This is a genomic window from Cognatundibacterium luofuense (assembly GCF_018139685.1).
GTDB classification, from domain to species: domain Bacteria; phylum Pseudomonadota; class Gammaproteobacteria; order Burkholderiales; family Burkholderiaceae_D; genus Undibacterium; species Undibacterium luofuense.
In genome coordinates this window covers 12,274-25,986 of sequence record NZ_JAGSPN010000007.1, presented here as the reverse complement: position 1 = coordinate 25,986, position 13,713 = coordinate 12,274, and the positions used below count along the sequence as shown (strand labels likewise).

14 protein-coding genes are annotated in these 13,713 nt (G+C 46.3%); 6 read left to right on the top strand and 8 right to left on the bottom strand.

The window, feature by feature from the left end; genetic code table 11:
- Window positions 1-26: 26 nt before the first annotated feature.
- The 4 genes from KDM89_RS10635 to KDM89_RS10620 form a co-directional block, all read right to left on the bottom strand.
- Window positions 27-1,154: a TerB family tellurite resistance protein gene (locus KDM89_RS10635; RefSeq protein WP_212687918.1), complete on the bottom strand. Its 1,128-nt coding sequence runs from the start codon at window positions 1,152-1,154 to the stop codon at window positions 27-29.
- A gap of 80 nt (window positions 1,155-1,234) precedes the next feature.
- Window positions 1,235-2,182, bottom strand: a complete 948-nt coding sequence (locus tag KDM89_RS10630; RefSeq protein WP_212687917.1) for a hypothetical protein — start codon at window positions 2,180-2,182, stop codon at window positions 1,235-1,237.
- Window positions 2,183-2,219: 37 nt separating this feature from the next.
- Window positions 2,220-2,984 (bottom strand): DUF4234 domain-containing protein, encoded by a 765-nt coding sequence (locus KDM89_RS10625; protein WP_212687916.1) that lies wholly within the window; start codon window positions 2,982-2,984, stop codon window positions 2,220-2,222.
- Between the two features lie 234 nt (window positions 2,985-3,218).
- Window positions 3,219-3,548 (bottom strand): hypothetical protein, encoded by a 330-nt coding sequence (locus KDM89_RS10620; RefSeq protein WP_212687915.1) that lies wholly within the window; start codon window positions 3,546-3,548, stop codon window positions 3,219-3,221.
- Window positions 3,549-3,665: 117 nt separating this feature from the next.
- Here KDM89_RS10620 and KDM89_RS10615 point away from each other — a divergent pair, with 117 nt between their 5' ends.
- A complete protein-coding gene (locus KDM89_RS10615) occupies window positions 3,666-3,998 on the top strand; it encodes a helix-turn-helix domain-containing protein (RefSeq protein WP_212687914.1) in 333 nt (110 codons plus the stop codon).
- Between the two features lie 147 nt (window positions 3,999-4,145).
- On the top strand, window positions 4,146-4,502 hold the full coding sequence (locus KDM89_RS10610) for a helix-turn-helix domain-containing protein (RefSeq protein WP_212687913.1): 357 nt from the start codon (window positions 4,146-4,148) through the stop codon (window positions 4,500-4,502).
- A 60-nt stretch (window positions 4,503-4,562) separates the two neighbouring features.
- Here KDM89_RS10610 and KDM89_RS10605 read toward each other — a convergent pair whose 3' ends face one another.
- The 3 genes from KDM89_RS10605 to KDM89_RS10595 form a co-directional block, all read right to left on the bottom strand.
- Complete coding sequence (locus KDM89_RS10605) at window positions 4,563-4,916, bottom strand: hypothetical protein (protein WP_230427806.1); 354 nt, start codon at window positions 4,914-4,916, stop codon at window positions 4,563-4,565.
- 163 nt (window positions 4,917-5,079) lie between these two features.
- Window positions 5,080-6,036, bottom strand: coding sequence for a DUF932 domain-containing protein (locus tag KDM89_RS10600; protein WP_212687912.1), 957 nt, complete (start codon window positions 6,034-6,036; stop codon window positions 5,080-5,082).
- Between the two features lie 159 nt (window positions 6,037-6,195).
- On the bottom strand, window positions 6,196-6,543 hold the full coding sequence (locus KDM89_RS10595) for a hypothetical protein (RefSeq protein ID WP_212687911.1): 348 nt from the start codon (window positions 6,541-6,543) through the stop codon (window positions 6,196-6,198).
- A gap of 314 nt (window positions 6,544-6,857) precedes the next feature.
- On the opposite strand from KDM89_RS10595, the gene KDM89_RS10590 reads away from it, so the two are divergent.
- Window positions 6,858-7,850, top strand: a complete 993-nt coding sequence (locus KDM89_RS10590; protein WP_212687910.1) for a hypothetical protein — start codon at window positions 6,858-6,860, stop codon at window positions 7,848-7,850.
- 277 nt (window positions 7,851-8,127) lie between these two features.
- On the opposite strand, the gene KDM89_RS10585 is transcribed toward KDM89_RS10590, so the two are convergent.
- Window positions 8,128-10,392 (bottom strand): AAA family ATPase, encoded by a 2,265-nt coding sequence (locus KDM89_RS10585; protein ID WP_212687909.1) that lies wholly within the window; start codon window positions 10,390-10,392, stop codon window positions 8,128-8,130.
- Between the two features lie 564 nt (window positions 10,393-10,956).
- Between KDM89_RS10585 and KDM89_RS10580 the strand changes: the two genes are divergently transcribed.
- The 3 genes from KDM89_RS10580 to KDM89_RS10570 all read left to right on the top strand — a co-directional run bounded on the left by KDM89_RS10580 (window position 10,957) and on the right by KDM89_RS10570 (window position 13,519).
- Entirely contained in the window at window positions 10,957-11,250 is a 294-nt protein-coding gene (locus tag KDM89_RS10580) for a TetR-like C-terminal domain-containing protein (RefSeq protein WP_212687908.1), read from the top strand.
- 154 nt (window positions 11,251-11,404) lie between these two features.
- Window positions 11,405-12,337 (top strand): chromate resistance protein ChrB domain-containing protein, encoded by a 933-nt coding sequence (locus tag KDM89_RS10575; protein ID WP_212687907.1) that lies wholly within the window; start codon window positions 11,405-11,407, stop codon window positions 12,335-12,337.
- A 12-nt stretch (window positions 12,338-12,349) separates the two neighbouring features.
- A complete protein-coding gene (locus KDM89_RS10570) occupies window positions 12,350-13,519 on the top strand; it encodes a chromate transporter (protein ID WP_212687906.1) in 1,170 nt (389 codons plus the stop codon).
- Window positions 13,520-13,713 lie beyond the last annotated feature (194 nt).

The window sequence follows — 13,713 nt, the reverse complement described above, 5'->3', positions numbered from 1 at the left end:
TCCTTTTTTGTAAAGACTGCAGTAGCTTATCGATTGCGATACTTCACGATTTCAGCATATGCGTGGTTGATTTTTTGTACCTGCTCATTAGCAAATTGCAACAATTCATCTGCTAGCGCTTTGGATTGCAATTTGTCAGGGTGAAGTGAGGATACTTTCCGACGATATGCCATTCGAAGTTCATCATCTGTGCAATTTGGATTGCAGCCGAGTAAAGCAAAATAACTCGCATGTAAGTCGGAGGTGTTTTGAGTCTGGCGCGATTGGGTTTTGTTCTCCGAGCTTTGTATGCCCAGAAACTGTTTGGATGCATTGTGATAAACAGACATCGGAAGGCCGAGCATGTTAGGCAGCTCTTGTAGTAGTGCATGTTTGATAGCACTTAACTTACCATCAACCATCGCAAGCTCCCAGTGTGTTACGTACAGTGAGAGGAGCATGTCTTGGCTCTCTGCGGGTTCTGAGCAAGGAATGTTCGAAATCAAATGTTCGAGTACTTCATTAATGTCAACTTGCTCATCCTTCGATTTATTAAAAATAGTGATGAGCATCGACTTGGTCGATGGGTCTCCACCACTGAGCTCATCGAATGTTTCTTCAATGTATTCAATCTCATTTTGTGTAATAGCGCCGTCGATCTTAGCGAATTTAGCGAGAAGTACGGCGATCGCACCAATGAAAATTAAATATTGCTCATCAAGTTGCTGATCCTCATTTTGGACAGGTTGCGATTCAGTTTGTCGAGAGAGCAAGTCGATGATTGCTAAACATAGTTGAATAAACGCGGCTGGTGTCATTGAACAGCCGGCCATACCAAAACGTATGCCAGGATAAAATTCAATGTCTGAATTTACGGCGCGTAACGTATTCTCACACTGAAGTAATTGATCCCAGGTTAGCGAAGTCTGATGCGTCTCTGTGGCCCAATCGTTTTTCCAGATGAATCCGTCAAGTGTAATTGCCAAACCAACCTTGCACGAACCGAAGACGGTGCAGTCAATGAGGCCGACAATTACGGATTGACGGGGTATCGGAAAATAGGCCACCGCATTCTGCAATTTTTGCGGTGGGAATCGGTCTGCGATATACATGTCCGACGTCTGGTAACGTTGTAATAAAGTCACCAGTGCTTGTTTTGAAAAATATGAATTCACGAGATTGTGCGCTGCTGAATTTAAAGGAGAAATGATTGATAGAGCGACCTGGTGAAATGTGATGCAAATGCAAGTGTTGCTTACATTGGTTTTCCATCTTCACTCAAGACACCACCTTCTAAGGTATAGATGACCTTCTTTTTGGCGGCCTGTTGCTGCGCACTTTCCGGCTCGTAAGGTCCGGTAAAGCCGGGTAGGGTGAGCGTCAGTTTGCCTCCAACTTGCTCTAGCTGATAAAGATCTGAGCAGGTACCAAATTCCTTCGATAATTTGGCACCTGCAGCAGACAATTGAACAAACGTAAAAGTCGCCGGACAAGCAGTACCACCAGTGTTTTGCACCAATATCACGCTTTGACCATTTAACGACTTTTTATCCAGAAAACTCAGGTTGCTATTACCCTCAAGGACTGGATCAGTGGGAACACCGTTAAACAGCAATTTCTTTTCATCGCTGATGGAGAGGGTGCCAAAAGGGGTTGTTACACTCTGCGAACTGTCCGTATTTTTTGCAGCCTGTTGTGCCAAATATAACCTTTCGACAAATGGCAAATTTGACTGCCCATTCGAGGAATTTTGAGCGGATGAAACGTTAAGGGCGATTTGCGCTAATTTACTGACTAATGGCGTATTGTCGTTCAATTGCAGCACCCAACCAGGCGGACCAGAGTCTTCGGTCGACTGGTTGGAGAACGAGATCTTTTCAGATGGGAGATCGGGTATACCACTTCCAGAAATGTTGATTTTTGTTTGACAGCTATATTTTTTTGCTTCAGCGTTGTAGCCATCAGAAGTAATCTCACTCAGAGTGATCTTTATACCAGCCAAAAAAATTTGAAAATTTTGATTGGTCGCCAGGTGCTCCCCAAAAGGTAACTGAGACGCCTTCTTTTCAATTTCCTCGATAATCGCTTTGCGCAATTCGGTTTGCGTGGATTCATCTCCGCAAGTAGGTGGTTTGGACTGGCATGCCGTGATGGTCAATATGGTGAAAAAGCCGAGAATAGGTGCGAGAACTAGACGATGCATGAAAGTGATCTTCCGGGAAAAATTGTCGTTGAATGCATTATGTTGGACGCTGATTGGTCAAGATTTGTTGGCGACGCAGAACTTCAGGGATATCGTTAATGCAGTAGTTGATGTAGAACAACGTGAAAAGGACGGTATAAACGGGCGACATTCTGAGATCGATCTTGAGTGTATTTAACGCGTACTCCTGTAATGCGCGCTTTGCACGAAATGCCAATACCAAGTAGAGAATTACAGTAAGAAGATAAGTTGCTAAAAAAACTAAAATGCCAGTTTGGTTTCGTGTACCGTTTAATGCGAGACTAATGCCAATACAAATTGCTAAAAAAACAATTATCGGCATACTTACTGTCTGTTTCTTTGTGACTTTGTTAAAAATTTCATGATGACGGGTTAGCCATAGCAGCGGATAGATGCCGACCGTAGCAGCGGTGAGCAGCACGAAATGCCATGTCTTGGTATTGATTTGGTCTTTCAGTTCGGCTGCATTGGGCTCAGTGTCGTGCCTTATTTTTGCCATCGGCTTTGACTCTGATTGGTTTACGCTGCTTGTTGAACGCCCATCGGGGTGGTCGATTTCGATAGTCGTCGTTTCGCCAGAGCCCATCGATGGCGATAAATCCACTGGTATATGCTGAAGTTGCTGGATCTCGGGTTGAATTTCGCAAACACCTCCGGCAGCTTCAATCGCTTGTCGATAGCTTTGCGCTATCCCCTCTGATACAGACTTTTTGATCATAAATCCCTGAAGCGCCACCAAGCTTGCGACTTGTTCAACGGGGATTTTGAATAAGCTAGCCAATCTGATTGTTGCTTGAGAAGCGTCTACGTCTTGCCGCAGTCCTGTAAAGTGAATGTTGAAGGTCGCTGAAGAGACGGATGTACTATCTGACTTTGGCGTATGAATATCTGAGTGCATGATTTTTAAATGTGAAATTTATACGGTTAACGATTTTGTTTAAACGTGATTCGATCTATCGCTAGACGGTAAAGTTTGATCATGTGGCTGTATCGCCTGCGGATATTGAAGGTGGATTTAGAAAGTAAATTTGAAATTGCCTTCTTCTGTGTCGACCTCAATTTCTTTCACATCGCAGCTATATCCGTTGACTTCGAATTTTGCATGTTCCCCAAAATTCAATAATTTTCCTTGCCCATTTGCCTTGCAATTCCCGCGGTTAACGACAATTGAATTCACTTTGATCGAATCTACTTGGGCGGACACATGAATTTCTGTTGTTAATGCATCGCCCATTGGCGGGTAATGCGTAACGCGAGATTTTAGTTCTACGCCTATGGGAGGTTCCGAAGAGCATCCTGAAATCAATGTTGCAATAAATGTGATTGTTATAGCAAGTTTGATCATTATTGAAATTCCTTGAAGGTGATGTTTTTTAAATATTATATGTGGAATATAAACGACAAGTAAACGTAGAATATATTCCGTCGTGTGTTGAGGGGCAGATGGGCATCATTACTGCCCATGGATGCTGCGAACAAGAAAGAAACTGCTGATAAACGTAATGTTGTTTGTACGGCGATAGGTCAAAACCTTAAAAAGGTTCGGATTGCGGCTAACAAGTCGCAGGAAGTGTTGGCGTTTGATGCGGAAGTGGATAGAACTTACATTTCTCAGATCGAACGAGGTGTCGGAAATCCTTCAGTTTTAACTTTGGCAAATTTATGCTTCGCGCTTGGTATAACTTTGTCGGAGCTATTCGAACCTGTAAATGTTTCCCTGAAGCCTGATGGGATATCTCGTAAGAATAATTCCTCAAAATCTGTTCAGAAAATTCCGAAGTCCCGTTTAAGATAACTTCTTTCGTCGATAGAATCCCCAGCCAGTCTTTAGCCTTCCCCAATTGCTAAAGTCTTGAAATAAAGTAAAAAGATCTTACAGTCAGAAAGTTGATGCTATTGCATCAATTAACTCATCATTTTAGAGGTGAGCAAACGGTTGCAAATGAACGAATTTCAGAAAACTTTATTTGTGAAGGAAGTTGGGGAGGCAATCGCGTCCCGAAGAGTAACTGTTGGACTTTCTCAAGAAAGAGTCGCTGAAATTCTGGGTGTGAGTAGAGAAGCCGTTTCGAGAATGGAAACAGGTGCCTCTGTTCCATCAATTGTACGGTTGGCTGAGTTGGCTGAAATATTTGAGTGTGGGACCGAGGAATTGTTGACTAAAGGTTCAAGTCGTCAACTTGATCAACTACGTCATCTAGCTGCTTTACTTGAAGGAGTTCCTCAACATCAACGATCAATACTATTGAAAACACTTGAAAATTTGATTGATGGGCTTGGCCTCAAAAATAAAAACTAAAGTTTGGTACCGACCCATACCATTTTAATCAAAAGCATGCAGTTGACTGTTGTGTTAAAGTTAATATTCATCTGGCAAAATTAAGGTTGTTGTACATCTGTCAGCTTCTGTTATTACCCACAATAACTGATCCGATGGCTGCAGGTGATAGCTCGAGATTATGCGAGCACCCGTAAGTACAGCTTTATCGTTAGCAAGTCGATCTTCATCGTGTACGATGCCCCAATCACCAGATTGATGCCTAAGTAGTAATTGCATAATTATGGCTTCATCATGCTGAATCGCCGATAACGCATCGCGAGTTGCAACTATTTTTCCTAGTGGAAATTTGATTGATACAAATTTTGAATCGCGTTTGGTTTGTTCGTTCGATTTTTGATCTAATATTTGAAGTAGTGTGCACATTGTTGCCATGATGTTCTCCTTGATATGAATGGTGGTTACGTTTAGAACTAAGAGAATAAAAATGCCCGGCATGGCTGCCGGGCAATGACGAGTGTTTGCAGTTTTTTGTGCCCCAAATACACTAAAAGACACTTGTTCGAGATAGCCTTTTGCGGCTATACGTCCTTCTTTGCTATTCGACTAATTGCCAAACTTGATCGAATGCTTTTTGCTTCAGATTCGCGCCTTGTCCGAACCATGCGGAATCTCGCCGGTAATCATCATTTCTTGCACGTCGTTCATGATCAACAAATTGAGTGACAGCATTCAAAAGTCCAAACGCGGTTGACTTTGACGAGCTCAGTTCAGCACCTTTACCGTGGCCTTCATATAGCGTCTGTACACTTTTCATTGCGCGCGCATTCTTTTGCTTTTCGCTGGCGCTGTTTGCATCGGAAAAAATACGCTCTAACAGCTTGTCCGCTTCAGATATCTTTAATTGTCTGTTTGAGAGCACTTTCATGCGATGCATAAAGTTATCCCAAGAAGGAATCGATATGTCGAGCTGCTGTTTGACGGCAGCAGCGTTAAAGCGCGTGTTGTGAGGTACTTTAATTGCGTTTTCACCTTCATCAAGTGAAATGGCGAGCGTGTTATTGCAAACGACTCGGATACTCGTAAACTGTGCTGTGGTTGCTAATGTTCCATCACATCCAGTTGCCAGCAGTAAATAGGCATGCATAAGGTCATTACCTTTGACGGATGATGACTGATGTGTCCGTGCGAGTGCCCATAATTTGCGCCCACCCTTCATGACCCCTGCTGTTTCGAGTTCAAAACCGGCGATTTCAGTTAAATCACGATAGAATTCAAGAATTTCACTCGGCTGAACGATTTGGTATCTTGCTGAAACAATTGAGAGCGGGGCACCAGTATCGGATCGATATAAGACTTTTTGCTCTGGGAACGAAGAGACAGCTTCGTGTCCGGTAAGGTTCGTTGAAAATTGAACCGGGGCGTCCTTGATCGTAAAATTCATTCCTGATTGTTTCTGCCATACCTCAATAGGTTGATTGGTTGATAATTCGACTCCTAGATTATGCCAAGGTTTGGCATTGACGTAAGCCATGGTTTCAATTTCGTGTGCCATTGATAGGTCCTTAAAATAGGCAATGGATACAGTTCGCCGGAACGCCAGTTGAGGGGCATCCGGCGAGCTTTAACTAAGATAAGTAAGGAGATTTAAGCAACATAACGAAGCAAATAACATTGCTTCGTTATGAGTAAATTGAAGGTATAGAACTACTGCTTATTGAATGGATTGGTCTGTAACGGGAATATGAAACTGGTGATGGCAGTCATGGCATTCGTAATTGTTTATAACGTGACCATCAACAACATCGCCGACTTTAGCTCCAGCAATACAACCACTTGAGCCACCTAACAATCCGCCAAGTAAAGCGCCGGCAATGCCACCGACGAGCGCACCTGCTGGCCCGGCTATCAGACCAAGGCTAGCGCCGAGTTCCGCTCCCCCAGCTGCACTAGCAGCGCCAACTGCAGCGCCAGCGACTGCTCCTGTTGCGCCGCCGACTTTACGGCCAATATGGCGTGCTTCGATCAATGTGGATTTGCATTTTGGGCATTGATGATTCATGGTTTTCCTCAGGTTAGAGTAATTAAAGATACCGGCTTGTGGTATCCACAGATAGCAATTTTCTATCTGCTCAACTTGGGGATATGTGGTTGAAAAAATTTAATTTTTGCGTACGAGGAGGGTAAATTTGCACAAAATGTGCATATTTGAATTAAATATGCCACCCAGTGGCGTCTAAAAATACCACTCATTCTCATTTCACCTGTACCACCCAACCGCATTAAAAAAGTTACCTGCTGGGTATTCCGGTTCAACGTGACCAGCAATTCGATATCACGAATAAAATATTGCCGCAGTAAATAAAACAGCCAAAAATGAAAAGCGAAAAATCTGCCAAAAATTGTTTATCCCTCACAAAAACGTTACCCGATCTGAATAGCCTTGCCAATGATTTGCGGACTCAAGTACCTAATATCCTCGATAATATTGCGCTTCCAGACACTGTTATCGCCAGTAGTTTGAAACTGCCGCCATCGGCGATTCAGCAAGCTCAAGAGTTGAGCGAAAAATGGGCTGAACTTGGAAATACTATGGAGCAATTAAAGCAAAGTTTTCAATTGCCTCTTGCTGTCAATGCGCTATCCAGTTCGCTTGGTTTAACGAACGTTATTTCCAACCATTCTTCAAAATTTTCCGATGTCATTCTGCCCAAACTAAAGCTCAACCTACCCACATTTGACATTGACTGGGATGCAATTAATGCTCGCGACGAACGCGCATTACGTTTTGCGGCTCAGCATAACTGGTTTATTCAACCAGAGACTAGTTGCACTTTTGCCGCAGAGATTGACAAATGTGACGGTGATCCAGCTTTGTTAGACCAGATGTTTAGTGCAATGATTCGTTCATTTAAATCAGAGATTATGGAGCGCCTAACGTGCAGCCACACGGCACATGCGCCCCTCATCGCAGAAATGAGCAAACTGCATGATGAACAACGCTATTTGGCGGCCATTCCTCTGGCATTGATTGCGGCTGAAGGAATCGCCCATAAGGTCACAGAAAAGTCGATTTTTAACATTAAGCAAAATCGTCCAGAAATTGCGAAATGGTTGGATGACCAGGATATTTCTAAGCTAACCAAAGCATTTCTGGTTTCACTCACCGAACAGCATCCGATGAGCAAACCTCGCCCCGGAAAACTGAGTCGACATCGTGTTTTGCATGGGACCGACCCTGATTATGGTTGCGAACTATTCTCTTTGCAAGCAATCTCTTTACTCGGATTTGTCGGATGGGCTTTCGCACCGGACGGTCTATTGAAGAGTAAATCGCAGGAAAGCTTCGTCAAAGAAACTTTGACATGAGCGAAGCATAACTTCAGGGTGCCAAGCACGCTTCCTCAAACATCCCCGAGTTCATTTTCACCTAAAAATGGGCCACATAGACTAGCGCAAAACCTCCTAATGGCGTGCGGAAATTGGTCGTTTTCTGCTGATACAACCGTGCAGCTATCCATTGAACGTCGCCGTCATAGGCATACGCCCGCAAATCGAATTTCTGGATTTGCGCTGGATCCTCTTCAGAAATTGTCCGCTCTCCCGGCAAATCGATAGCTGGTTGTAGACTAAATCGATGACCATCTCATGGTCCCATGGAAGCGAGCAGTGCATCCATGTGCAGTTTGTCCGTCTCGGTGATGGCATTTATCAAGTCTTTGACCGCATGCTCCAGGTCAAAGATCAGTTCGTTGTTTCCCGCAAGCCGATCTAACGTGTTGCCGTGGCTAAAGTAGTGGAAGATTTTGAGGATTCGCTTGGCACGTTCGACACCGAACAAAATTTCGGCACGCTCGTCTACCTGTTCCGAGCCCTTCGGCCCAGGAAGCCTGGAGTAAGTGTAAAGTTCGATGAAGCGCCTCATGGCGTTTGGCAGCAGCATCAGCACTTCATGGACAGTCTTGTCGGGAGCCTTGTAAAAACGATGGATGACTTCGAATAGGAAGTGATATTCAGACTGATAGCGCGCGAGCGAGTTCGGCATGTTTTCTAGTGTTGATGACGTATCGCTGATCCTTCTGATCAAGTATAACTCCGCTCCCTTGTCGCTCGCCACCGGCTTGATTTCTCTAAGCAGGTTGAAGAACTCAAAGTTGTGCGTGGAAATGAACAGTTGCTTGCAAGTGGTCTGCCAAGGTGCATTCTTGTTCTGTTGCTTGAAAAATAGTGCTCGGATGGCGGCCGTTACCTGAAAGATGTGATTGGCATCTAGGCTTGAGATGGGATCGTCGATGTAGACGATAGTCTCCTTGAATTCTTTGGGCTTGATCTCTTGCAGCTTGGTCAAAAAGTATGAAAAGGCAACGGCTGTTCGCTCGCCGTCGCTCAAGTTCTTCGCAATAGCTCCTGACTTCCGGATCAGCTGAAAACGATCTTGGCCTTCCGTATCCTTGACGACTTGAATCTGGACGGCCTCGGTACCCAGCATAGATGCCAGGCGTTCGTTGATCTTTTCTCGTCCTTGTTGTGCCTGACTGATCTTGGCCTGAAGGTTACTTATCTCCGGCCGCAATTTTGCGGTGTATGCCTTCAGAAGGTTGGATCGATTGGTCAAGCGCGTAATCTGTTGCTCTTGGCCTGTAGCAGCCTGTTCGTCTAAGAATTGCTGTACATAGTGGTATCGGGCCTGCCTAGCAGCATCGGCTTTGGCCTGCGTGAAGTTCTTGGCTAAACCATTGTTTTGCTTGATTACGAGATTAACAGCGTCGACTGCATCCATAATCGCATTTTCCAGACCACCGGATAATGGTGTAGGCGCCATGGCCTTGCGAGAATCGTCCACCTTAAGTTGGACTTCAGCCGCGAGCTTTCTCACCGCTTGGTTGAATGCGTCAATAGAGGTGGGTAGCGCTTCGATGGCGGTGGTGTAGCTTTCGCGAAACTGGGGATTGAGTTCAGCGACCTTGGGTAAGCTCACGCTAAAAATGGCCGCCTTTACACGTGTAAGAAGTCCTTCGACCCGCTCTTTATGCTCCGCTAAATCCTTTGAAAAGTGTGCGCGAAATGCTTCAAGGCGATCCTGAGGCAAGTCGTTTCCACAAAACTCGCACGTCCCGGCAACAGGATGCAGGGCCAGACCGCCTTGGACCCAGCGTTCGACGGCAGGGTTATCCTCAAGATGCTTGATCGTATTGGAGAAGCTTGGCGTCGCTGCGAGCACCTCGAAGGCTTCTTCGTAAAGATCCTGGATCGATGGAACTGCATGCAATTCCTCAACTCTGCTGGGCTTTTTAGAGTCAGGCGTCAGCGCAAGTTCGATAGTATCTGAGAGTTCCTTCTCCGCCAAGAGTTGGGACTCAAGAACGCCGACCCTGATGAGATCTTGTCCGAGATGTGAGGCGGTATAGGGATCAACCTTCAGGTGTTGCCGAATGAATTTGGCTTTATCAGTCTTAGCCTGCGCCATTTGCGTCTTTATTGCTTCGAGCTTTCCGTTCAGTTCGCGTTGGACTTTGTCGGAGCGCTTGATTCGCTCATTCAACTGATCGATCCTACGTTGCGCTTCCTCGGATTCCTGACCAAGCAACAGGATGGGGTTGAAGCTTCCACCGTCGAAGTGCAGATTGGTGCGGACAAAATCCGAATTGAAGACCCGAACTGACAGACTGCACCTACTGAAGTTCTTCTCTGTGATCGAATCGTCAGTTGTTTCAAGTATGAATTCGCAGCCAGACAAATCAGGATTGACTGATTTGGTCTCAAGCTGAGCGAACAACCGAGAAAGAGTGGTCTTTCCCGAGTAGTTCCAGCCGTAAATGAGATTCTTGATCCCGAAATCTTGAGTACCTGCAGGCTTGTTGTAGCTTTGATAGACGCCGAGCCCCTTGATTTTAGCGATACTCTTCAGCATGTCTCCCCCCCCCACACAATTCTTGACATAATATTATCGCAAAATTAGCGCCTCCTGCGTTTCGTCCGCTAAAGACTTCAGGATGAGACAGAAAGTGACCATTAAACTCATCGAAAATAGTGTCCTTTTACTGGTCTCAGGTAATCATAACCAAATTCAGAAACAAAAATGCCCAAACTTGAGATTCCAAATTCGGGCATTTTTTAAGGATTTTTAGATTGCGCCATTAATGACCACTCTGCAATTTTAGTTGTTCGGAACGTCAATTTACATATTTTGACATGCCAGATCAAACACCTAAATCCCAGATAAATTTTAATTCTGACAGAGCTATGTCAATCTTTTTTATCTTGTGTCAAACTTTTTTCTCTAATGTCAGCCAGAATAACCAAATTCTTCTTCGCGATCATTTACAGACATTTCCCTCACTTTTGTACAGGAGGTCCACACCATGTCCGTAGAAACAATACCTCACCGGCGCATTCTCAAGACCCGATTGGCATTGCGTGATGCCCTGACCATCGCCACTGCAACTGATGGAACCCACAGCAACCATTTGCTTTTTTGTCTGGTTTACTAGCGCATATGGAAGAAAATTGCCTGGTATTCAGAAATGTCGTCGGACGCCGCAGTGGTTTTGGCGTCGAGCGTAGGTTCATGGAGATGGTTTTTCAGCTAGTAGAGCAAGACTTGGCAAAACAGAACATCGCTGAAGACCAGCGACCTATGCTGGCACGCTGGCTTACAGTCAGCATTGTTGGCCTCATGGCATGTTGGGTGGACACAACTGATGCACCGGCGATGGCGGTACTGGAGCAGTTTATGCTATCCAGCAGTCTGCTAAAAATATCCAAATAATCACTCCTCTCTGTTTTCACATCTCCTCATTTTTGGCAACGCTTGCCATGCTTTAACACGGCCGTAGGGTGCCCGAAATCAACGCTATCGTTCGCGTAAAGTCGATTACAATTATTTGTAGTAAAAATTACATACGTGTAGAATAATCTACTATATGAAATGGATGTTACTAATTATCAGCCTGCCCACAGAGAACGCTACCGTCAGGATGCGTGCGTGGCGGGCCTTGAAAGCCACTGGTGCCGTGGTCTTGCGCGACGGTGTGTATTTAATGCCGGAATGTGGTTCCTGCCGGGAAAACATGGAGGCTATTGCCGCAGATGTACTGTCGGCGGGAGGCACATCCATGCTTTTGCGTGTGGAAGAGCCGGAACAGGTGAATTTCGCTTCGCTGTTTGACCGCAATGAAGACTATGCGCGCCTGCTGACGGAAGTTGCCCAGACCATCCAGGCCTTGTCTGCTGACACGCTGCAAGACGGGATCAAACAGGCCCGCAAACTGCGTAAGGCATTTGCTACCGTTGCAGAGATAGATTTTTTCCCCGGTGAAGCGCAACGTCAGGCTGATGTCGCCTTGCACGAACTGGAATTAAAGATTGCCCGCATGCTGGCACCTGATGAGCCGCACCCGGTTTCTGCGCAAATTAACAAACTTTCTGTGGCTGCTTACCAAGGCCGGATATGGGCGACTCGTGCTAGACCCTGGGTGGACAGGCTGGCCTGTTCCTGGCTGATACGCCGCTTCATTGATGCAAATGCAACGATTTTGTGGCTGGCCTCACCGGGTGATCGTCCAGCAGATGCGCTGGGCTTTGATTTCGATGGGGCGAGTTTCAGTCATACAGGCAACCGCGTCAGTTTTGAAGTGCTAATGGAAAGTTTTGCGTTAGAGACGCCTGCACTGAAACGACTCGGCGCACTGGTGCATTACCTGGATGTGGGCGGTGTGCAGCCTCCTGAATCAACTGGAATAGAAAGCGTATTGGCTGGCATGCGCACTGCCATTACAGACGATGATCAGCTCTTGCTGGCAGCCAGTGCCGTGTTTGATGGCTTGCTTGCTTCTTTTCAAAAAACTAAACCATAAAGGGAGCACACCATGACAGAAACCCCGACTACCAACTACACGCTCTGGCAACTCATCTTGTATTTCTTACGTCTGGGTACGCTGGGCTTTGGTGGTCCGGTTGCCTTGGTCGGTTATATGCATCGTGACCTGGTGGGTGAACGTTCCTGGATCAGTGAAGCTGATTATAAAGAAGGTCTGGCGCTGGCCCAGCTCGCCCCTGGCCCATTGGCTGCGCAACTGGCAATCTATCTGGGCTATGTTCATTACCGGATTGTGGGCGCGACGCTGGTCGGCATTGCCTTTGTGGTGCCGTCTTTCTTGATGGTCGTTGCACTAGGGTGGGCCTATATGCATTTTGGCGGTTTGCCGTGGATGCAGTCTGTGTTCTATGGCGTGGGTGCTGCCGTCATTGGCATCATCGTCATGAGTACCCAGAAACTGACTCAAAAAAGCGTGGGCAAAGACAAGCTGCTGTGGGCAATTTTCCTGCTGCTGGCTGCTGTCACTGTGATTACAGAGTCAGAAGTTGCCTGGCTGTTTATTGCCGCTGGTGTGCTTGTGTGGTTCTTGCGTGCGCCGCCCAAGTTCCCGGGCAAGAACACGGTGAATTCTGTCGGTGCTTCCATGCCGCTGATGGCGGACCTGTTTGGCAATCTGGACGTGACACTGCTGACCCAGATAGGCATCTTCTTCACCAAGGCAGGTGCTTTCGTGTTTGGCTCAGGTCTGGCGATTGTGCCGTTTCTGTATGGCGGCGTGGTGACGGAACATCACTGGCTCACTGATAAACAATTTGTTGATGCTGTCGCTGTGGCCATGATCACACCTGGGCCGGTTGTGATCACGGTTGGGTTTATTGGTTACCTGGTGGCCGGCTTGCCTGGCGCCAGCGTGGCCGCGCTGGCCACATTCTTACCATGTTACCTGTTCACGGTCATACCTGCACCTTACTTCAAGAAATACGGCAAAGTTCCTGGTGTGCTGGCCTTTGTTGACGGCATTACCGCAGCAGCCATAGGTGCGATTGCCGGTTCTGTTATCGTGATTGCCAAGAGATCGATTATCGACATCCCGACCGCTGTGATTGCCCTGATAAGTATAGGACTGCTTTGGAAGTTCAAGAAATTGCATGAACCGATAATTGTGGCGGCAGCTGCTTTAATCGGCTTATTGACCTACCCACTCATCTCACATGCATAACGGTCTCATTTACGCCTTGCTGGCGGCGGCACTATTTGGTGCCAGCATACCACTTGCACACCTAATGCGTCACGTCTGATCAGCGAGTTGTACGGTTTGTACGCCTAGCGGTGAACTGATCACATCGAGCCACTAACTGAAAGTCCGCATTCGGAGGTTAAGTTGCCATTTACGCGGAAATCACCGTGTTGGCT